The organism is Geobacter psychrophilus, assembly GCF_056821595.1.
The window spans coordinates 3,801,957-3,823,689 of record NZ_JBXDTU010000004.1 but is presented as its reverse complement, the minus strand read 5'-3'; the positions used below and the strand labels follow the sequence as shown (position 1 = coordinate 3,823,689).

General features: G+C 56.4%; 16 protein-coding genes and 1 tRNA gene. 12 read left to right on the top strand and 5 right to left on the bottom strand.

All coding sequences use genetic code 11. From position 1 onward, the window contains the following. Nucleotides 1-128: 128 nt before the first annotated feature. Entirely contained in the window at nucleotides 129-2,516 is a 2,388-nt protein-coding gene (locus ACOCF6_RS20315; RefSeq protein WP_482462145.1) for a 3-hydroxyacyl-CoA dehydrogenase/enoyl-CoA hydratase family protein, read from the bottom strand. Between the two features lie 46 nt (nucleotides 2,517-2,562). Beyond that, nucleotides 2,563-4,377, bottom strand: coding sequence for an AMP-dependent synthetase/ligase (locus tag ACOCF6_RS20310; RefSeq protein WP_482462144.1), 1,815 nt, complete (start codon nucleotides 4,375-4,377; stop codon nucleotides 2,563-2,565). A gap of 457 nt (nucleotides 4,378-4,834) precedes the next feature. Here ACOCF6_RS20310 and ACOCF6_RS20305 point away from each other — a divergent pair, with 457 nt between their 5' ends. Together ACOCF6_RS20305 and ACOCF6_RS20300 are read left to right on the top strand one after the other, a co-directional pair. Further along, on the top strand, nucleotides 4,835-6,124 hold the full coding sequence (locus tag ACOCF6_RS20305) for an OmpP1/FadL family transporter (protein ID WP_482462143.1): 1,290 nt from the start codon (nucleotides 4,835-4,837) through the stop codon (nucleotides 6,122-6,124). 125 nt (nucleotides 6,125-6,249) lie between these two features. Then, nucleotides 6,250-6,555, top strand: a complete 306-nt coding sequence (locus ACOCF6_RS20300; RefSeq protein WP_482462142.1) for a hypothetical protein — start codon at nucleotides 6,250-6,252, stop codon at nucleotides 6,553-6,555. A 58-nt stretch (nucleotides 6,556-6,613) separates the two neighbouring features. On the opposite strand, the gene ptsP is transcribed toward ACOCF6_RS20300, so the two are convergent. Further along, a complete protein-coding gene (gene ptsP / locus ACOCF6_RS20295) occupies nucleotides 6,614-8,995 on the bottom strand; it encodes a phosphoenolpyruvate--protein phosphotransferase (RefSeq protein WP_482462141.1) in 2,382 nt (793 codons plus the stop codon). Nucleotides 8,996-9,152: 157 nt separating this feature from the next. On the opposite strand from ptsP, the gene ACOCF6_RS20290 reads away from it, so the two are divergent. From ACOCF6_RS20290 to ACOCF6_RS20280, 3 genes are all read left to right on the top strand, one after another. Next, nucleotides 9,153-9,959 (top strand): tetratricopeptide repeat protein, encoded by an 807-nt coding sequence (locus ACOCF6_RS20290; protein ID WP_482462140.1) that lies wholly within the window; start codon nucleotides 9,153-9,155, stop codon nucleotides 9,957-9,959. Nucleotides 9,960-10,012: 53 nt separating this feature from the next. Further along, nucleotides 10,013-11,395: a TatD family hydrolase gene (locus tag ACOCF6_RS20285; RefSeq protein ID WP_482462139.1), complete on the top strand. Its 1,383-nt coding sequence runs from the start codon at nucleotides 10,013-10,015 to the stop codon at nucleotides 11,393-11,395. Nucleotides 11,396-11,485: 90 nt separating this feature from the next. Then, nucleotides 11,486-11,561: transfer RNA gene (locus ACOCF6_RS20280), tRNA-Ala, on the top strand. Between the two features lie 237 nt (nucleotides 11,562-11,798). On the opposite strand, the gene ACOCF6_RS20275 is transcribed toward ACOCF6_RS20280, so the two are convergent. Further along, the gene (locus ACOCF6_RS20275; protein WP_482460223.1) at nucleotides 11,799-12,875 is read right to left on the bottom strand and encodes an IS110 family RNA-guided transposase; all 1,077 of its coding nucleotides are present in this window, start codon (nucleotides 12,873-12,875) and stop codon (nucleotides 11,799-11,801) included. Between the two features lie 552 nt (nucleotides 12,876-13,427). Between ACOCF6_RS20275 and ACOCF6_RS20270 the strand changes: the two genes are divergently transcribed. The 7 genes from ACOCF6_RS20270 (at nucleotide 13,428) to ACOCF6_RS20240 (ending at nucleotide 20,319) form a co-directional block, all read left to right on the top strand. Further along, the gene (locus tag ACOCF6_RS20270) at nucleotides 13,428-14,102 is read left to right on the top strand and encodes a hypothetical protein (protein WP_482462138.1); all 675 of its coding nucleotides are present in this window, start codon (nucleotides 13,428-13,430) and stop codon (nucleotides 14,100-14,102) included. A gap of 61 nt (nucleotides 14,103-14,163) precedes the next feature. Further along, on the top strand, nucleotides 14,164-15,072 hold the full coding sequence (locus tag ACOCF6_RS20265; RefSeq protein ID WP_482462137.1) for a hypothetical protein: 909 nt from the start codon (nucleotides 14,164-14,166) through the stop codon (nucleotides 15,070-15,072). Between the two features lie 2 nt (nucleotides 15,073-15,074). Beyond that, on the top strand, nucleotides 15,075-16,418 hold the full coding sequence (locus tag ACOCF6_RS20260) for a hypothetical protein (protein ID WP_482462136.1): 1,344 nt from the start codon (nucleotides 15,075-15,077) through the stop codon (nucleotides 16,416-16,418). Nucleotides 16,419-16,435: 17 nt separating this feature from the next. After that, nucleotides 16,436-16,828, top strand: coding sequence for a hypothetical protein (locus ACOCF6_RS20255; protein ID WP_482462135.1), 393 nt, complete (start codon nucleotides 16,436-16,438; stop codon nucleotides 16,826-16,828). 16 nt (nucleotides 16,829-16,844) lie between these two features. Beyond that, nucleotides 16,845-18,317 carry a hypothetical protein gene (locus ACOCF6_RS20250; RefSeq protein WP_482462134.1) on the top strand — a complete coding sequence of 491 codons (1,473 nt, stop codon included), beginning with the start codon at nucleotides 16,845-16,847 and terminating at the stop codon, nucleotides 18,315-18,317. Beyond that, complete coding sequence (locus tag ACOCF6_RS20245; protein WP_482462133.1) at nucleotides 18,314-19,483, top strand: aminotransferase class I/II-fold pyridoxal phosphate-dependent enzyme; 1,170 nt, start codon at nucleotides 18,314-18,316, stop codon at nucleotides 19,481-19,483. Before ACOCF6_RS20250 ends, ACOCF6_RS20245 begins: the two co-directional genes overlap by 4 nt. Then, complete coding sequence (locus ACOCF6_RS20240; RefSeq protein WP_482462132.1) at nucleotides 19,480-20,319, top strand: amidohydrolase family protein; 840 nt, start codon at nucleotides 19,480-19,482, stop codon at nucleotides 20,317-20,319. The genes ACOCF6_RS20245 and ACOCF6_RS20240 overlap by 4 nt, the downstream gene beginning before the upstream one ends. On the opposite strand, the gene ACOCF6_RS20235 is transcribed toward ACOCF6_RS20240, so the two are convergent. After that, nucleotides 20,312-21,727 carry a sigma 54-interacting transcriptional regulator gene (locus tag ACOCF6_RS20235; protein WP_482462131.1) on the bottom strand — a complete coding sequence of 472 codons (1,416 nt, stop codon included), beginning with the start codon at nucleotides 21,725-21,727 and terminating at the stop codon, nucleotides 20,312-20,314. The two genes, ACOCF6_RS20240 and ACOCF6_RS20235, sit on opposite strands and share 8 nt — an antisense overlap. Nucleotides 21,728-21,733 lie beyond the last annotated feature (6 nt).

Sequence of the window (21,733 nt, the reverse complement as noted above, 5' to 3'; positions counted from 1 at the left end):
GGAATGTTTGACTAAAAAACCATGTACCACGAAGGCACGAAGAGCACGAAGAAGACGACAAGCATTTACATACTATTTTACTTCGTGTCCTTCGTGTCCTTCGTGACTTCGTGGTGAGTAAGGTGGTGTTAATTCCGCAGCGGCTTGCCCTTCTTGAGCATATGCTGGATGCGCTCCAGGGTCTTTTTCTGACCGCACAATCGCAGGAAGGCCTCGCGCTCCAGCTCCAGCAGGTACTCTTCGGTGATCAGGGTGCCGGCCGGGCAATCCCCGCCGGTGATGACGTCGGCGATGGCACTCGCCAGGAACTGATCGTATTCGGAGATGAAGCCCCCCTGCCGCATGTTCCAGAGCTGGGTCTTGATGCTGGCAGCCACACTGCGACCGGGCGCCTTCAGGTCAATCAGCGGCCGACCGGGGCGGTAGTTGCCAGCCAGGGCAATCGCCTTGAGCTTGGCGTCATGGATGCGCTTGTCCATATCCATGGTAATGGCATCACCGTAGCGCATGAAGCCCATCGGGGCCAGCTCTGCGGCGGACATGCTGACCTTGGCCAGGGCGATGTTCATATAGTTTTTGAAGATGAACGGGGTGGCATCGGTCTCATACTCCTCGGCCAGCCGGATGGCGCGAACCGCCATCTCCTTGGTGCCGCCGCCGGCCGGGAGCAGGCCGACGCCGATCTCCACCAGCCCCATATAGGTTTCGGCATGGGGCACCATGGCGTCGGCGTGCAGACAGGTTTCACAGCCGCCCCCCATGACCAGGTTATGCGGGGCAGCGACCACCGGTATTCGGGAGTACTTGATCGCCATCATGGCCTTCTGGAAGGCCTTGACCGTCATGGCGATCTCATCGTAGGCACCTTCGGCGATAGCCATCACCAGCAGCATCAGGTTGGCGCCGGCCGAAAACATGCCCCCCTCGTTGGCAATCACCAGACCGATGCCCTCCTCCTCCGTACGCCTGATAGCCTTGTGAGTCATGGAGAGGATCTCGTTGCCGATGGCATTCATCTTGGTATGGAATTCCAGGCAGAAGATTCCGTCACCCAGATCGATCAGCGAGGCGCCGCTGTTCTTTTCCAGCTCCCGGTTGTTGCGCTTGAGGATCGCGAGGCTGATATGGGTTGACTTCTGCGGCACCGCCCGGTAGCTGTTGTCAAGGACGCTGAAATAGTGATTCGTGCCGTTCTCGAAACGATAGAAACTCTCAACAGCCTTGAGCCCGGCCGGCACAGCCACGCCGTCACCCTCGGCACGCTTCACGAAGTAGGCCACACCGATCGCATCCAGCATCTCGAAGGGGCCGAGCTCCCAGTTGAAGCCCCACTTCATGGCTTTGTCGATGTTGACGATATCGTCGGCGATCTCCGGAATCCGCTTGAAGGTATAGATCAGGGTGTCGCGCAGGTTGATCCAGGCGAATGTGGCCGCCTTGTCGTTGGCGCTGATCAGGGCCTGGAGCCGTTTGGCCGGGTCGTCGATGGACTTGGCCGCCTCAATCGAGGCGAATTTGGGGCGCTGCGAAGGGGCATACTCACCGCTGGTGTAGTCGTAGTAGAAGAACTCCTGCCCCTGTTCCCACTTGACCTTCTTGAAAAAGCCCTGCTTGCTCTTGTTGCCCAGGAGTCCCTTGGCCACCATCTCCTTGAGGAAGTCGGGAAAACGGAAGATCTCCCGCTGCTCGTCATTGACAAGCAGCTCGTAGGAATTATCGGCCACATGCAGGAGTGTATCGATGCCCACCAGGTCCGCGGTACGGAAGGCGGCGCTCTTGGGGCGGGCCGTTGCCGGACCGGCCACGGCATCGACCTCTTCCACGGTCATGCCCATCTCCTGCATGGTGCGCACACAGTTGCAGATGGCGTAGACGCCGATGCGGTTGGCGATAAAGTTGGGGGTATCCTTGGCGTAAACGATGCCCTTGCCGAGCCGCTTGGCGATGAAATCCGCCAGGTGGGCGACCACCGCCGGGTCCGTCGCGTCACAGGGGACGATCTCCAGCAGGCGCATGTAGCGCGGCGGATTAAAGAAATGGGTCACCAGGAAGTTCCTGCGAACCGCCTCCGGCAGGCAGGCTGCCATCTCGTTGATCGACAGGCCGCTGGTATTGGTGGAGAGGATCGCCCCCTGCTTCAGGTTCGGCACGACCTTTTCCGTAAAGAGCTGCTTCTTGATCGCCATGTTCTCGATGACGACCTCCACCACCCAGTCGCAATCGCGCAGTCGGGGCATGTCGTCGTCGAAATTGCCCACCTCGATATTGGCAGCATAGGCCGGCAGAAAGAAAGGAGCCGGCTTCATCCTCTTCAGCCCTTCCAGTCCGGCAGTCGCAATGCGATTGCGCACCGCAGGATCACTGAGTGAAAGACCGGACGCTTTCTCGCTGTCACTGGGTTCCCGCGGCACGATATCGAGCAGGAGCACCTGGATGCCCGCATTGGCCAGGTGGGCGGCGATGGTCGCCCCCATAACCCCTGCCCCCAGTACCGCCACTTTATTGATCTGTTTCATTTGTATTTCCTCCGTTTTGCTTCCCCTCCCGCAAGGGGCGGGGGAACTAATTGCTGTGATCAGCGTACAGATCTTCGATCCTGTGCCTGTATTTTTCATAAATGACCTTCCGCCTGAGCTTCAGCGTCGGTGTCAACTCGCCGCTCTCGATCGTAAAATCCTGGGGCAGCAGGACAAACTGCTTGATGGTTTCATAGGGTGCCAGACGACTGTTGATCTCGAAAATCCTCTTTTTAAACAACTCCTGAACCGCTTCGTTCATGACCAGGTCACTCAGATCGTAATAGTTGATATGTTCGGCCTTGGCAAATTCAAGCAATCGCTCCAGATTTGGCACAATCAGGGCGGTCAGGTACGGCTTGCGGTCACCGTACACAAAGGCCGACGAAACATATTTATCCATCTTCAGTGCGTTCTCTATCGGCTGGGGAGCGATATTTTTCCCGCCTGAGGTAACGATCAACTCTTTCTTGCGGTCGGTTATGGTCAAAAAACCGTCTTCCACAAAACCTACATCACCAGTCTTGAACCAGCCATCCTGGATCGCCTCGGCCGTGGCGGCCGGATCTTTGTAATAGCCGAGCATGATCTGGGGTCCCTTGACCAGTATCTCTCCGTCTTCCGCAATCCTGATCTCGGTCTGTTTGAGGGCGTAGCCGACCGTACCGAACCGGATATGTTCAAAATTGTTGAAGGAAATGGCCGGGCTTGTTTCCGTCAAACCATATCCTTCAAAGATCGGGATGCCGATCACCCAGAAAAATTCATTGATCGTTTTGTCCAGGGGAGCGCCGCCGCAGCAGAACAGTTTCATATTACCACCAAAACGCTCCCTGATCTTGCTGAATACCAAGCGATCGGCCAGGGCGTATTCCAACCCGAGCGCGCTGGGGGTGTACTTGTGAAGATATCGTGCCTCTATATATTTTTTGCCGATATCAACCGCCCAGTGAAACATATTTTTTTTGAAGGCCGGCATCTGATGGGCATTTTCATACACCCGGTGATATATCTTTTCAAACAGCCGGGGAACACTCACCATAAAGGTCGGCTTCACCTCCATCATGTTTTCCGGGACTTTTTCGATACTGTCTGCAAACGCCATCAGGGCTCCGCAGTGAATCGGCAGGTAGTAACCGGCGGTCCTTTCCAGGATGTGGCTCAAGGGGAGAAAGCTCAGCATGACATCATCCTGGGTTACTACCCCCCCGGCCTGTTCGGCCAGAAATTGGATATTGGACAGGATGTTGTTGTGAGAAAGCATGACCCCTTTCGGCACTCCGGTGGTACCGGATGTATAGATCAGTGTCAACATGTCTTCCGGGGCGATGCGATCGATTCCGGCCTCCAATGCGGCCCGTTCCTCGCTGCTGATGGGCGTGTCAATCTCCGACATCTGATAAAAGGTGGTGACCGGCAAGGTCTGTTCACCGAGAAACCGTTCGAATGAAACGACCAACTCCACACCCGGTATCGCATCCCTGATCTTGAGCAGCTTGGAATACTGGAATCTTCCTGAAACAAAGAGGATCCTGGCACCTGAATGATTGAGCACGTACTCGATCTGCTCGGGTGTGTTGGTAGGATAGATGGGAACGGTAACAGCACCGGCGCACAAAATACCCATATCGGCAATCACCCAGCCGGCCCGGTTTTCCGAAAGAATGGCGACCCTGTCGCCGGGCCTGACATCAAGTTTTTTCAAGCCACGCGCAACCATCAGTGCGCGTTCATAGTATGCGGCATAACTCAAGGTGACAAACGTACCCTGCTTGCGGTATTTCAAAGCCAGCCGGCCCTGGAATCGCCGGGCATTTGTTCGAAGCATGGCGGGAATTGTTGTAAAGGTAAGCTCGTCCATACGCCACCACCTGATCAGATGTATTTTATCCAACGCTACATAACCTTAACACGCATGTCAAGTATAAAGTCATTTTATTTAATCGCTTAGTATGCACCTGCTTCAAATCTCCATCAGACAGAACACAACTATAGTATCCCACCATTGTTCCGGACTATCTACCGAACTACGCGCATACCAGCCTACCCCCCATGAACCACACACTGGTGACAGACTATCAATAAAGGCAGAAATCGCCACACCATAACCAGTTGATATGCTTCTGTTTGCCGCTATAAAATCACACTGTCACCTGCCCATCAACTAGAGATCAAAACATCACACCTTCTACAGTTACAGACCATAAAATATGTACTTGACATGCGCGTTAAGGTCATTTATATTTTTGTAAAATATCGTTTTATGAGTAACAGGGTCAGGTAAGAAGTTTCCACTTCATCAGGAAAGGGGGATTCGTATGAGAAAGCAACTGATAGTACTGGGGTGTGCAGCGGCACTAGTGACAGGAATGACAACCATGTCGTTCGGTGCGGGATTCAAGATCGCAGAACAGGGCGCCAAGGCAATGGCCATGAGCAATGCCTTTGCCGCGCAGGCGGACGATCCATCGGCATTGGCCTATAACCCGGCCGGCATTGCATTCCTGAAAGGACCACAGGTACAGCTCGGCTCCACGACCATACTAGTGCCGCAGACAGAGTTCAGCGGTACGACGAGACTGAGTTACCCTACGCCCGTATCTGAAAAAGCAAACCGCGACATTTTCATTGCACCGACCGTGTATGTAACCACGTCACTGGAATCTATGCCGCTCTCGTTCGGCCTGGGCATCAACTCATTCCATCCATTGGCAAAACGCTGGGACGCCAGCAGCGAATTTCGCGACAGTATTCAGGAGATATCCATCAAACCGATCAATTTCCAGCCGACCGTTGCCTATCGCTTTGACGACCTGAAGCTGGCGGTAGCCGGCGGAGTGGATATCACCTATGCCCAGGTATCCTTGCAGAAAATGGCATATACCCAGTTACCGCCGGCGCTTGGCGGTGCCTATGCTGAACTGGGCAGTCTGGGTGCGGATGCGACCGCTGTTGGCTATGGCTATAACTTTGGACTCCAGTGGAAACCGCTGACAAACCTTTCCTTCGGTGCCGCGTACCGGAGTGAGATCAAACTGGAACTGGAAGGCGATGCCACCTACCTGGCAACCACCGCCATCGGCAGAAACCCAGCCCTGGGCCTGGCCAACAAGCTTAAGGCATCCGCTTCAACCGACATTACGCTCCCGGATGCCATTACACTCGGCGTAGCCTGGAAACCGATCGACAAACTGACACTGGAGTTTGATGCCGAGCGCACCGGCTGGAGCAGCTACAACAAACTGGAACTCAAATTCAGCGCACCGATGGCAGCGACCTTTAACAACAAGCCGGACCCCAAAAACTGGGAGGATGTCTGGGCCTACCGTTTCGGCGTACAGTATGCCGTGACGCCCAAGATGGATCTGCGCGCCGGCTATGCCTACGATAACAGCCCTATCCCCGACTCAACCCTCAGTCCCGAACTGCCGGACGCCGACCGTCACAACTTCAGTATCGGATCAGGTCTGCATAACGAGTTCGGTTCCATCGACCTGGCCTACATGTGGGTACACTGGGTCGACCGTACCGTCGCAAACGCCAAAGAGGCGGGCACATTTAAAAGCGATGCCCATCTGTTCGCAGCATCGGTTACATACAAGTTCTAATCGCAGATGTAATGCAGGATTTCTCGTGGGGGCGCAACTGCCCCCACGTTCGTATGAGCACGTGCAAAGTGCAGCAAGGGAAGTATACGTATATTCACTATGGGCAGGCAGAAAAGGAGCGCGTAATGCAGGAAGATATGTTCAGCAGTTTGCAGGAGTTGTATCAAAAGGGGGTATTCACTGTACCTACAACCTTCTACTTCTCTGTTGACGACATCAGAAAGACCCTGACCCTGGACAGCGACGGATGTACCATCCAGGATGGAAAGACCGTTGAAGTCGCAGATTGCGTATGCAAAACCAGCAGCAGCATGTTCAACAGAATCTGGAATGAAGGCTATCGTCCCGGGGTAATGGATTTCATGACCGGCAGCATCAAGTCGAATGCCCCCATGCTCCTGCAGCAGTTCCTGTCCGCCTTCGGCAAGTAACCTGGTGCAGGCCGGGCATCACAATCCCCACGCATACACACCCGCCGGATATTCTGACTCAGTCTGCATCCCGTGCTGATATGCGCCGCTCCGTCTCCGAAAACAATTGTGCCCTGGCATCCGCCAGACAGCGCCTGACATCCACTCCGCTGCGGCAGGCCAGGACCTTTCGTGCCAGCTTGCGACAGGCTTCCAGGCCATGCGCCCGGATGGCCTGCTTGACAATCGGGATGCTGGGGGCTGACAGACTGAATTCGCGGATGCCCATACCGATCAGCAGCAGCGCGTTCAGCGGATCTGCGGCCATCTCACCGCACACCGAGGCCTTTTTTCCGGCCTTGACGGCAGCATCCGCCACCCGCTTGATGGAATGCAGCACCGCCGGATGGTGCGGGTCGTAATACTGTTTGACGCGCGAGTTATTGCGGTCCGCCGCCAGTGTGTACTGAATCAGGTCATTGGTGCCGATACTGACATAATCCACCTCGCGTATCAGGAACTCGATAATCTGGACAGCCGCCGGCACCTCAATCATAATCCCCAGCGGTATGTTTCCACGCACCGCGTGCCCTTCCCTGACGAGCTCATCCCGGACCGAAGCCAGAATCTCCTTGATCTGACGGATTTCATCCAGACCTGTGATCAGCGGAAACATGATCGTCGGCACACCCGCACCGGTTGACAGCAGAATCCCGGCCAGCTGCTCACGGAAGATGTCCTGCCGCTCCAGCGACACGCGGATTGAGCGCCACCCCAGAAACGGGTTGTCTTCATGGGGATGGGTAAAGTACGACAGCCCCTTGTCGCCGCCGATATCCAGGGTACGGATATTGACCGTCTGACCAGGAAATCCCTCCAGGATCTTGCTGTAGATAGAGGCCTGCTCACTGCGGCTGGGGAAAGCGGATCGGGCCATATAGGGGAATTCCGTGCGATAAAGTCCGACCCCGTCGGCACCGTGCATGTTGGCCACCCTGACATCGGAAATCAGGCCGATATTGGCGCTCAGAACGATAGACACCCCATCGCTGGTTATCGCCGGCAGGTCCCGCAGCCCCTCCAGTTCCTTCATGCGGCCGGCATGGTCCTGTTCGAGCCTGGCATACTCTTTTATGACGGCACTATCCGGGTTGATATACACATGGCCCGAAGTACCGTCCACGATAATCTCGTCCTTGACATTGGCCGCCTTGATCAGCCCGCTGATGCCCAGTACTGCCGGGATGCCCAGTGATTTGGCCATGATGGCGGCATGTGAATAGACATTGCCCTTCTCTGTGACGATGCCCAGGATCTTGTCGTGGTCCAGCATGGCCAGGTCAGAAGGGAAAATCTCTTCGGCAACAATGACCCGCTTTTCCTTCAGCTTGACGGATGTCGTGCCATTGCCCTCCATGGCATCGATGATCCGGCGTCCAATGTCCTCCATATCAGCCGAGCGCTCGCGGAGATAGGGGTCCGCCATGGCGGAAAAGGCCTGGACGTAATGCTGCACAACCTCATGCACCGCCCGGGTCGCTCCGATATCCTGCTCAACCAGATCATACACCTTGGCAGAGAAGCCACGGTCTTCGAGGATCATCAGGTGGGTGTGGAAGATGGCGGCATCGTCCTCGGAAAGCGTTTCACTGACACGCTTCTCCATGTAGAGCGTCTGGATCTTGGCCTTTTCCAGGGCGAGGGTGAACTTCCGGTGTTCATCGGAGCGCGCACCGACTTTAGCCACCTTGATGACCTTGTCGCTGAAGCGGTCAAGAATGTAGATCTTGCCTTTGCTGAAACCGGCTGACACCGCCGTACCGGCCAGGACATTCGAGATACCGGCCCGCTTGACGGCTTTCTTTGACGTGGCGGCATCTTTTCCGCTGCCGTTTTTGACCTTGGCCAATTCCCGTTCAAACCAGGCGCGCTCCTGTTCCTTATGCTGGATGGAATCCAGCAAGCGGGCGTTATGGACAATGCTGCCGATCTGAAAGGTGATCGTGCGCAGGGCGCTGATCTCGTCCTCGCTGAAGCGCCGTGCCTCGCGGGTCTGGATAACGATCACGCCGATGGGGGCCTTGTGCTCAAACAGCGGCAAACCCAGAAAGGAGAGGAATTTTTCTTCCCGGGTTTCCTTGAAATACTTGTAGCGCGGATGCGACGGGGCATTGTCGGTCATGACCATGCCGCGGCTTTCCACAACCATGCCCGAAAGACCTTCGTGGACCTTCATGGATATGCGGTTGACCGATGCCTTTGAAAGACCTTTGGTGGCTTTCAGCATCAGGGTTTCACCATCCTTCTCCAGCAGGTAGATCGAGCAGACGTCGGTCTTCATGCGCTTGGCTACGATGGTGACAATATTATCAAGGGTTTCCTGCAGATCATGGGAATGCAGGATGATGGAACTTATATCCTCCAGCGTTCGCAGCCCTATGGAATGATGACTTTCTTTCATGTTGTACGCCCCGATAGGTAGAATCCGGGGGAGTATAAAACAATTTCGTACTAAAGTAAAAACCATTCATTTTTGGATATGTTATGGAAAAGTGGCAGCAGGTCTGCTATCTTTACAAAATAATTTACGCACCTGATCGATTGGGAGGATATATCACATGACGGACAAACTGCTGGATGAAAAACTGCGCACGGGTATTGAACAACTGGATGCAGGCAACACGAAGGCGGCAATCGCAACCCTGAAAGAGTATTGCCAGTCACACCAGGACGATGCCGACAGCTGGTTTTATCTGGGCGATGCCCTGGCCGAGGACGGCAATATCGATGAGGCGATTGAGCACTACCGCGCAGGGCTCAAACTTTCACCAACAGACCTGGATGCCTTGACGAGCCTCGGGGATCTGTTGTTCGAAAATGGTAAGCACAAGGAGGCCATTGCCAGCTACAGCCGGGTTCGGGAACTCGACCCCAGCGACGCTGACGCCCTGGTCAGCATCGGCCTGGTCTACAACAGCCAGGATCGCACTGACGACGCCATCAGTTCCTACCGTGAGGCGCTGGCCCTGGAACCGGAAAATATCTTTGCCCTGAATGCACTGGGAGACGCACTCTACGGACAGGGTGATGCCCAGGGCGCCATCGATGCCTTCCAGAAAGGGGTCGAAATTGATCCCAATGACCCGGCGGCACATTTCAACCTGGGTGAACTGCTGTATGACATGGAAGAGCTCGAAGAAGCCGAGGAACATTGTTGCGAAGCGATCCGCCTTGACCCGACCTTCGGAATGGCCTACCTGACACTGGGCGGCATCTGCATGGACCAGGACCGTACGCAGGATGCTGTCAACTATTTTGAACTGTACCTTAAACATGAAACATCCCCCCAGGCCGGCGACATGATCGCCGAAGTAAAAGCGGTCATTGAAGGACTCAAGGAGGAGTTGAAGTCTTCGGCTGCATAGATCTGTATTTTTAAGGTTTTAACGTTCTACGCACGACACTGACAAGGAACCCGATGAGCACCAACCTGACCCTGATCGACTCTCATGCCCATATCTATTACCGCGATTATGCCGGCGACTTTGATGAGATGCTGCAGCGGGCAAACGATGCCGGGATAGCCGCCATACTGGTGGTCGGCACGGACCTCGAATCCAGCAGGGAATCAGTCGAACTGGCTGAAAAATATCCGCAGCTCTACGCGGCCGTCGGTATCCATCCCCATGATGCCGGCCGTGTTACCGCTGCCTGCTACGACGTAATCCGCGACCTGGCACTATCCAGCAGCAAAGTCGTTGCCATCGGCGAGATCGGCCTGGATTTCTACCGCGACCGGTCACCCCGCGCTGACCAGGAACAGGTCTTTCGCAGCTTTCTGCGCATGGCACAGGAGCTGGACAAACCGGTAATCGTCCATGATCGTGACGCCCATCAACAGGTGCTAGCCTGCCTGCGTGAAGAACAGGCACGGCACGGCGTTCTGCACTGCTTTTCCGGTGACAGCGCCATGGCGGCCGAGGCGCTGGCCCTGGGCTTCTACATCTCCATACCCGGGACCGTCACCTACCCGGCCAACGAGGCGCTGCGGGAGGTGGTACGCGCCACCAGCATCGACCGCATGCTGGTGGAGACCGATTGCCCCTACCTGACGCCGGTCCCGCATCGCGGCAAACGCAATGAACCGGCCTACGTCCGCCTGGCCGCCGAACGGGTTGCCGAGGTCAAAGGCCTGTCCCTGGAGGATGTGGCCCGTATCACGACCAAGAATGTGCGTGACCTGTTCGGAATCCGCCTGTGGGACCAATCCACGAAGATTGCCTACAAGATTCGCAATTCCCTGTATCTCAACATCACCAACCACTGTTCAAACCGCTGCAGCTTCTGTGCGAAGTTCGACAACTTCACGGTCAAGGGGCACAACCTGCTGCTGGACGGCGAACCGACCTTCGCCGAGATCATGGAGGCCGTAGGACAGCCGGCAGGCATAAACGAAATCGTTTTCTGCGGCTACGGAGAACCGCTGATCAGGCTGGACCTGGTCATACAGGTGGCCCGGGAACTGAAGGGGCGCGGCTATCGCATCCGCATCAACACCGATGGCCAGGCCAACGTGGTTCATGGCCGCAACATCCTGCCCGAACTGGCCGGACTGATAGACAGCATATCGATCAGCCTGAACGCACCCGATGCAGCTACCTACGAACAGATCTGCAATACGCCGTTCGGTGAAGCCGGGTTCGCGGCGGTCTGCAGCTTCATCCGCGAGGCACAGCTGCGCATCCCGCAGGTTGTCGCAAGCGCTGTCACCGTACCAGGGATCAACATCGCTGCCTGCCGGCAGCTGGCGGAATCTCTGGGTGCAGAATTTCGCGTCAGGGAATACGCAGAGGTTGGTTAAGAACATCGATAAAAATCAATAATCCGAAGCATGCGATAATTTAGTGTTGACATTCCATAAGCTATTTGGTATTTAAAATATTCATTTTTTGGGGGTGTAGCTCAGCTGGGAGAGCGCTTGGCTGGCAGCCAAGAGGTCAACGGTTCGATCCCGTTCATCTCCACCAAAAAACAACAAAGGGGTCAGCGACAAGCTGGCCCTTTTCTTATGTGGCTATCTGTCAAGCTTATTTCAAAGAGCGTGTTTTGGTTTAGTCTTACCTTCTCCCTGGGCATCTACATATGTGGATGCCTTTTCTTATTCGCGCCGATTTCACGCCAAGTACCGATCCGGTACCAAGAGAAGGTTCGCCATTTTTTGTCCGCCACTGGTATGGCAAAAGGGCCGTCGCGACTTTACTGATTCAGGCCGTAGCCTGCCGATAACGGCGATGTTCGATACAAAGACGCCAGAGGATAATTGCCAGGCGTCGCGCTAAAGCTGCGATGGCTTTCTGGGCAATTCCGGTTTTGCCTAACAGACGCCGGTATATACTGTCGGCATAGTCATCTCTTGCCCTCCACATCCATGCGGCTTCAATCAACAAGCTGCGCAACCTGGTTTGGCCGACCGGAACCAACCGTCCGGAGGGTGTCTTGTTCCCGCTATGCCGTACGACAGGAGCTAGTCCGAGATAACTGGTTACTTCTTCAGGTCTCTTAAACCGATCAGGCCTGAACAACTCAAGTGCAAAAGTGGTTGCGACTGTCGGACCTACACCGGGAACTGACTGTAGGCATGCTATGCTGATGGCCACTTCTTGCGGTTTCGGCAGTGATTTCAGCTGGTGTTCGACCCTGCGCAGTTCTTCCTGGTTAAATATCAACTCGCGCAGGTAGCTTTCCAGTGTTTCCTGTGCAGATGGTTCGGTTGGCAGAGCACGCAGTGCAGTCTCTGCGCCCTGCTGCCAATGCTCCAATTCTTTCGGTTCGTTGATGCCAATGAAGAGAAGTAATCCTTTAATCCTCTGCTTGCAGCGTCTTACGGTATCGACTACCATATGGCGGCGGCGCAACAGTGTCCGACGGGCTTCTTCCTCAGGTGTTGGTATGGCGATCGACCTCAACATTCCCTTGGCAGCATATTCAGCCAGTTTCAGGCAATCGAGTCGATCACACTTGGCACTAGGAGTTACCGAACGGGGAATCTTGCTCGGTGCGGCAACGATCACCGGAATACTGGCATCATTGAGTGCTCTGGCGAGGGAAAAACCAGTAGGACCGGATTCATATGCAACAGCGCCGATCTGAATGCCCAAACCGGTAAGCAGGTCAACTACAGACTGGGGTGAGGCGGGAATCACCATAGATTGAGCGCGACCGTCAGACCGGCGAAGAGCAGCATGATAGCTGCGCTTGTGCACATCTATACCGACATAGAACAGGTCTTGTTCAAAACCGGTAACAAAACATTGCAAACCTGATAAACTGTTCCTTGCCATGTTGGCCTCCTTGTTTTTTGATTGGTGCTTTGACACTTCCAATCATACAAAACTTAGATAGCCAGCATGGTATTTTTTGTCTTCTTCATATCTTCGCGTTTATCCTGCGATCTCCCTCGACCTTGCTACAGGCATCTCCCGCATATCCCCTTAATACTCCGCAATATTCTAGAAAAAACCGTTATCCACGAAAAGCACGAAATACTCGAACAAAATCATAAAAGATATGCAACTACACGGCGTAACTTGTTTGGTGAAGTACTGTTTTTCTGTAATGGTTTAATTTTTCGTGTCTTTTCGTGGACCCAAAAGCCTATTTTATGATTATACAGCTGTAACAACCCGACAATCTCAATTCTAATTATACGGCTAGACTCCTCCCCCCTCCATTCTGCGTTCTGCGAAAAACATTTCGCCTGATTCCCACATCTTTTCCTTCCAGCGAAACCAATTTCGCACACCCCTACGCAATTACAGCTACTTACATTGGCACAGGGCTTGCTCCTACAGTCAATCATCTGGTTCTCGCGAGAAAAACATGAGGAGGGTTTTATGCATGACATCGACAGGACGTTAAACGAGTTTGGCAGTGGCGAGATGGAATCTGGCGAAATGGAGTTCGAATTCGAATCGGAATTCGAGTCAGGGCAGGAAGTTGCCAGTCCATTCAACGAAATCCAGGAAATGGAACTTGCTTCCGAATTGCTCAGCCTGAGCAATGAAGCGGAGTTAAACCAGTTCCTTGGCAGCCTGATCGGCAAAGCTGCCTCTGCGGCCCGCACCTTTGTCTCATCGCCAACGGGACAGGCACTGGGCGGGATACTCAAGCAGGCTGCCAAGCAGGCCCTGCCGGTTGTGGGCGGAGCGATCGGCGGCTATTTCGGCGGTTCGGGCGGGGCCAATTTCGGCAACAAGGTCGGCAGTGCAGCCGGCGATCTGCTGGGCCTGGAAATGGAAGCCATGAACCAGGAAGACCGGGAATTTGAAGTGGCGCGCCGCTTTGTGAAATTTGCCGGGTCAACGGTCAGGAGATCTGCCCTGACACCGCCCCATATCCATCCTTCGGCCGCAGTCAGGCGTGCGGCGGCTGTTGCGGCACAGCAATACCTGCCGATACTGGCCGGCATTGCTGCAGTTAACCAACCTTCACCCGCCTGCAACTGCGGGAGCGGCAGGAGCGGCCGCTGGTACCGGCGCGGCAGAAAAATAGTACTGGTTGGTATCTAGATTATCCGGCTGATTGCAGCCTGCCTACATTCATACAAAAAAACAAAGGAGGAAATGTGCCATGTGGAATACGGAATACGAAGCCGAGATGAACGAATACGAAGGTGAAAATTTCGAGTTTGGCCAGGAGCTGTTCGGTGAGATGAGCGGCGAGTTCGAAGGGGAAGCGACCCTCAATGAGGCCATGGAGATGGAACTGGCTTCCGAACTGCTGTCGGTAACCAATGAAGCGGAACTGGAGCAATTTCTGGGCAGCCTCGTCAAAAAGGCGGCCGGCTTCATCAAGAGCCCGGTCGGCCGCGCGCTCGGCGGGGTTCTCAAAGGGGTTGCCAAAAAGGCCCTGCCCATCGTCGGTGGCGCCCTCGGAAGCTTTGTTGCCCCGGGTATCGGCACGTCGATAGGTTCTTCGCTCGGCGCAGCGGCCAGCAATCTGTTCGAAATGGAAATGGAAGGGCTCAGCAATGAAGACCGGGAATTCGAGGTTGCCCGGCGGGTGGTACGCCTGGGGGCAACAGCCGCACGGCACGCCGCAAAAGCACCGGCCAATATCCACCCGCTGCAGGTGGCCAGAAAATCCGTGCTCGCTTCGGCACGTCGACATGCCCCCGGGCTTGCGGCCAGAATGGCACAGCCACCCCAGCGCATCAGGGTTGCCCCTCAACAGCGTCAGGCACATCCATTCAGGTATGCCCCGCGACATACCCATCTCATGCCGAGAAGAACATATATCCCGACCCAATCGGTCTGGGGCGGCGATATCTGGGCAGCCCCGACAGTAGCAGTTCCTCTGGCAACGGTGCAGCCTCAAACCATCTGGAACGATGCGCCCCTGCCCGCCACCCCGCAACCTCAGGCAGCCTGGACAGACGAGCCGGCCTGGAACGTACCGGTAGAACCGGGGATGTCTCCGCTCCAGAGCAGCGGCCGCTGGGTCCGCCGCGGGCGGCAGATCATTATCATTGGTGCCTGATCATGCCGGCAATCGGTGGTGCATACAATCTGCTCAGAAGTGAGGCCCAGGCGCTCCTCACCCGGATCGACCGAATGGAGCCGTTTGCCCTCCGTATCCCCATGGTTCCTGCAGCAGCCATCCCCTTGCACGCCCAGGTGGCAATCGAACGCCACCTGATGGCGGGGCAACGGAAACTTCGGGCCATGGTTACAGGATATCTCCGCTGGTTTGATTCTCCGCAAGGAAGCAGCACTCCACCGGATCAGGCACAGCGCCGGCTTGCATTTATCCGGCTGCGCTTTATTGCCATCCTGAGCCAGCTGGATGTCTTCGCTCATGTCCTCAACCAGCGCAGTGAACATGAAATCGGCATCTGGCTTTCAGGACTCGATGTGCTTGCCGCCGATGCCCTGCGCCTGCCGGGAAATTACTATGAGCTTCCCCCGGTAATCTGCTTCCTGGATCGTGGCGCCGGGGCAGCCATCCGGCGTGCCCGCACCCGCCTGCCAGGTGGGGATGAAAACCCGGTCGCCGTAATCCAGATCCCGCGTGAGAGGATGATCGGCAGCGGCATTGCCTCGTCCCTGGTACATGAAGTCGGCCATCAGGGGGCAGCGCTCCTCAAATTGATAGAATCACTGCGACCTGTACTGCAGCACAGGATCAATAATTCCGGCGCTGACAAACAGGCCTGGATCTGCTGGAACCGGTGGATTTCCGAGATTGTCGCCGATTTCTGGTCAATCGCCCGGCTGGGTGTGACGGCAACCGTAGGCCTGATATCAGTGGTCAGCCTGCCGCGCCCTTTTATGTTTCGCATCAACCTGGAGGACCCCCACCCGGCTCCCTGGATCCGGGTGAAATTATCCTGCGCCCTGGGGGCCACGCTGTATCCGCACCCCCAGTGGAGGACTCTGTCCGGGATCTGGGATCAGTATTACCCCCTGGCGGGTCTGGATCGTGAGCGCCAGGACATCTTCACCCTGTTGGAAAGCCATGTACCGCACCTGATCCGGCTGCTGCTTGACCACCGCCCTGCGGCACTCGGGGGAAATTCCATTGCCGCCGCCGTTGCTTCGCCGGACCGGCAACCGGATCAACTGAGCGCTCTGTACCAGGCCTGGCGCAGTTCACCGGATTTGATCCGGCAGGCACCACCAACTCTGGCGATGGCAGTTATCGGACAAGCCAGGATGGACGGGGAGCTTTCGCCGGATAATGAAAGCGGGCTGCTGGCAGACCTTCTCAAATATTGGGCTTTAAAGATAACACTGGATACGTCGACAATTTGCGCATCGCTGCAGAGAACGTATTCACCGCACATCGGACAGGAGCTGAGCGTACAACCAGCTCTGACATTGTAACCAAGGAGGGAACCGTCATGCCGCCAAAAGAAATAGACATAACTTTTTTCGACGTTCTGAATCAATCGGAACGACAACTGGTCGAAGAATTTACCGAAGGAGATGACCTGATCTTTGAATCAAAATTCAAAAACAGTTACGGCGAAGAACCGCCTGCATTTTTTACGGACCCCGAAAACTTCCGCTACGACTTGAACATATCATGTGGCTCACATCCTCTGTCGTGCAGCCTGAGCGGGCCGGAAATAAGTTTTGAAGACAACGATATCACCGTTCGCTGGACCTGGAATACCACAGGAGTACGGCCGGGCGCATATGATGCCGAAGCTGTGATTACCGGTCCGGAAGAAATTCATATCTGTCCGACAGAAAAGCATCTGGCGAAAGCAAAGAAAATAACAAGGCCATAAACAAAGGAGGCAGACCATGTCAGAAACGATCAAGATCAAGATCAAACCACGTCAGGTTGCACATGGTGACATCCTACCTGTGACCATGCGCCGGACAGCAGCCATATCCACGGATGACCAGGCATTATGGGTAGCGATCCGCAACCGGACAGAAGCCATCAGTTTTCGGCGCTACAACGAATTCATCGAGAAGATCTTCTGCGATATCGAGCAGGACAAGAACATGGCCGGAGTTGCTACGGTATTGCAGGACCGGTTCAACAAAGATCTGAAGGGCTTGGATGCACGGCTCAGCATCAGTGCCGTCGATGCCTACAATGTTCTCAAGCTGGCGACGGAAATCTTCCTGCTGCTGGAATGCGGTGTGGTTATCAGCGACAACAACAGGTCCATTGCCCTGGATGATATGCTGTTAAACCTTGACACGGAAAGCTCCCGTCTCGATCCATTGGAAGTCAACCTGACCGGGCTCAACAACCGCCTTTCACAATACTTGGGCATTGACCACAAACTTCCCTATCTGGAGCGGGTTCTGAGTGCCCTGCTGGGACCGGACAGGGACAAGTGGCAGGAGCGTCTTCCCTACTGCGACGGCGTCCTGCAATACCGCTTCAGCTGTCCGAGCATGCTGGAGCTGATCTGGTCCTATTGGCACGAAGAGGGCATGCTGGTTCAGACCATGAACACCATTGCCCTCAGGTTTCAAAACCGGCGCGGCCATAGCGACAGGGACCCGCTGGCGGAACTGGAGATAGATCCCCTGCGGCCGCTCAACAACCTGCTGTGGGGCTATATCCAGAATGAACACAACCGCTTGACGGTCCCGCGGCGGACCTATGAATACGATCATCACTATGGCCTGGCCCTCTTCGGCAAAGCGGTCCCCAAACTGCGCTCGGCCGACAGCCGCTCGAAGTTCCTGGAGGGTTTCCATAACCTGCTGTATCTCACCTCGATATTTTACCGTGAAGATGCCGATACCACGGTCATCGCCGATGCCTTCCCGCTCCTGAAAGCCATCCGGGAGGTTCACCTGATCCTGGCAGAAGGCGCCCACAACCAGTTTGGTGACCTGCCCTGGACCGCCAGGGTGGAGATGCTGATCGAACAATGGCTGCTGGCCCGGCCGCAAACGCAGGAATTCCTCCGTGGCCGCCCGATGGTTCCCTATCGGGAGGATTGGATGGGGCGGGTCGACGCCATGAAAAAGCTTCAGGGATGGACCGATACGACCATCACCCATTTTCATGAACTGGCCATTTACGGCGAACAGATTCTGCTTTCGATCCGCTACGGTGACTGGATCGTTGTCAATGACGAAACCCAGGCCAAAAACTGGGCGCGCTACTGGAAACCGGAGATCCAGGGCTATATCCATGGTTATCGGGCCGCTACCGGTGCAGACCTGACCACCGATCCGGTGGATGCAACCCCTCCGTGGGTCCATTTCAAACGCCAGGAAGAGAGAAGACAAGCGAAGCAGGTATGAGCGGGGCGCCGACACTCGACTTCACCTCATCACTCTACCTGGGTTTTCGGCACCCCCATCGCTTGCTGGCCCCATGGGAGCATCTGACCCAGGGAAAACCGGCGGCGCTGGCCGAGCCGTTCATGAACATCCAGGCTGCCCGGACGCTGGCCGCACTGCAGGGATTCGAAAAGTGCATCCTGGCACCCTCCACGCTCCACATGTTCTGGGACCTGTTTGGTGTTCTCAGTCAGGAACCGGTGGCGGTCTACCTGGATGCCGGCACCTACCCCATCGCCTGCTGGGGGGTGGAACGGGCAGCAGCCCGGGGCATACCGGTGCGGGTGTTCCGGCACTATGACAACAGCGCGCTCCGCGCTCAATTGCAGCAGGACCAGCAGCGCGGCAGAAGGCCGATCATTGTCAGTGATGGATTCTGTCCGGCCTCCGGCAGAGCGGCTCCGCTCGGTAAGTACCTGGCCTGCGCCAGATCGTACGGCGGCCTGCTCGTGATCGACGACACCCAGTCCCTCGGCATCCTGGGTAGTGAACCGGGGGCTACCTCACCCTACGGGAGCGGCGGCGGCGGGCTGGCGCGCTGGTGCGGTGCAAGCGCACCCGAACTCATGGTCGTCAGTTCCCTGGCCAAGGGCTTCGGCGTCCCGATCGCCGCCCTGAGCGGAAGCAGGTCCATGCTGGCCGGATTCGAGGCTGGCAGTGAGACGAGGACCCACTGCAGCCCTCCATCCGCAGCCGCTGTCAGTGCCGCCCTGCTGGCACTGGAAGAGAACCGCTGCAGCGGCGATGAACGCCGTAACAGGCTCCTGGGCAATGTGCGACATTTCCGCCGGCTCCTTGCCAAAGAGTGCTGCCGTACTGCCGGAGGCGATTTTCCGGTTCAAACACTCCTCCTGCCGCCAGGTTGCGACTCCCCTGGTCTGCATCAGAGGCTAACCCAGGCCGGGCTCGACACCGTGCTGCACCGGCGGAGCAAACAGCCGCTTGTCAGCCTGATACTCACGGCAACACACCGGCTGCAGGACATACAGGCCGCTGCCGAGACCATTCTCAGGGCAGTCGGGTGCATGGGGCTGAGGAGACACACCAGCGCCCCGGACAGCCTGCGCAACACCCGGTATGTTCCGCTGCACAGCCATGCAGCGCTTCAGGAGGTACTGCACCCATGATTATTGACTGCCACTGCCACGTCGGCAAGGGGGACGGCTTAACCGGTCCGTGGGACACCGCTGCCCGTCTCGGTGATTACTTTCAACGGGCCGCACAGGCCGGAATCAATCGAACAGTGCTCTTTTCCCTGTTCCATTCCGATTATGCTGCAGCCAACCGGGCCGTGGCCGCGGTCGTGGACACCAACCGGGCGCGGCTGTTCGGCTTTGCCTGTGTCCATCCCGAACGCGACCGGGGACGGGTTCAGGCCGTACTGGGGGAAGCCGTCAACAGGTACGGTTTCTGCGGCGTCAAGGTGCACCGCCATGACGGCCGGATTACCCGGGAGATTTGCGATGTTTTGCAGCGCTATGCATTGCCGGTGATCTACGATGTGATGGGAGAGGTCTCCCAGGTGGAACTGCTTGCCAGGGAGTACCCGGATGTGGCCTTCATCATACCTCATCTGGGCAGTTTTTCCGATGACTGGCAGGCGCAACGCAGGCTGATCGACCTGCTCGTCCGGCATGCCAATGTCTTTACGGACACGTCGGGGGTGCGGAGGTTTGATCTGCTGCAGGAGGCTGTGGAACGGGCCGGTGCGCAGAAGGTGCTGTTCGGTTCGGACGGTCCCTGGCTCCATCCGGGCGTGGAACTGGCCAAGGTGTTTGCACTCCGGATATCAGCGGACGATTGCCGACAGATTCTCGGCAGCAATCTGCTGCGGCTGATCGCCCGGGTCAGAAAGCATGTCGGCATGCCCCCGGGTATTGTGACACCCATACCGGCAGCGATGCCGGGTCAGCGGGATGTGCCCGATCCATGGCAGGGGGAACAGTTTCCTCTGGTCAGTTGAACAGCGCAGGGGGTTCAGCGTTTTCATAGCCGTCACTTCCCGGACCGTTTTGCCGTTTATTTGCCCGGCGCAGCTGCAGCGCCCGATCGGTGACACCCAGCCGTTTCGCCGCCCGCTGCAGATTGTTATCCTCGATGTTCAATGTCATGCGGATAGCCGTATCCTCGGCCGTCCGCCCCACCTCTTTGAGTCCGACCCCCAGGAGGATTGCACTCCGTATGGCCTGCTCAAACGAGTCATCGCACCAGATTACCGGGCTGCTGTCCACAGACGGCCGCTCTTCTTCGGGAATGTTCCCGACCGTAATCGGACCGTCACCTATGTGTCGATACATGATGCGCGTCACAAGCTGTTTCAGGTCGCGGATGTTGCCCGGATATTCGCGCATGAGGAGATACTGTTCCACCGCCTGGCTGAGTTCCGCTGTTTCATGCCGGTTGCAAGTGTGGTTCTGGATGAAATGACGGGCCAGCGGCAGGATATCCTCCCGGCGCTCGCTCAGCGGCGGAAGCCGGCATTTCCAGGCCGCGATCCGGTAATAGAGATCATTGCGGAAGCGCCCCTCTTTCACATCTTTCAGCAGCTCCCGGTTGGTTGCGCAGACCAGCCGGAAATCCGTTTTCTGCCAGTTGTTTCCCCCTACCCGCTTGAACGTTTTTTCCTGAACGACCCGTAACAGCTGGGCCTGTAACTCCAGGGGCAGCTCGCCAATCTCATCCAGGAAGAGTGTGCCGTTATCGGCCAGGGCAAAGGCGCCATCGCGGGAGTTGACCGCACCGGTGAACGCGCCGCGCTCATGGCCGAAAAATTCGCTGCCCGATAATGTCGGCGTTACCGTCGTGCAGTCCAGCACCACCAGGTCCCGCTTGCGCGGCCGCTGGTCAAGGCTGTGGATCAGGCGGGCCACCAGCTCCTTGCCGGTACCGCTTTCCCCGGTGATCAGGATGGAGGCATCGGTAAACCAGGCGACTTCGATAATCTGGCGGAGAATCGACCGCCAGCCGGCACTCTGCCCGATCAGATTCTCCGTTACGAGCGACGATTCCAGCAGTTGATCCACGGCCTCCCAACGGGCGAGGCGCTTGGCGATATAGCCGGCGCATTTGTCCGACCCGCTCCAGCCGAATACCTCTGAGGCCCCGGCTTCCAGCAGGTTCCACACGCCGGAGTTTGAGGCAGCAGTGGAAAGGGATACAGCCAGAATCCGTTCTCGACCGTTGCAGCTTGCTTCACGGATGAAATTGCAGAGAGCGGGTGTTGAATCCTCAAAAATCAGCACACCCGGACCCAGCGGCGGATCAGAACCCAGCGTGCCGATATTCACGCCGGCACAGCTGAGCGCATCGATAATACCGCGCGAGGACGCACTATTACTGCGTCCGTGAAAATGACTCCACACTCGTTTCATAGGAGT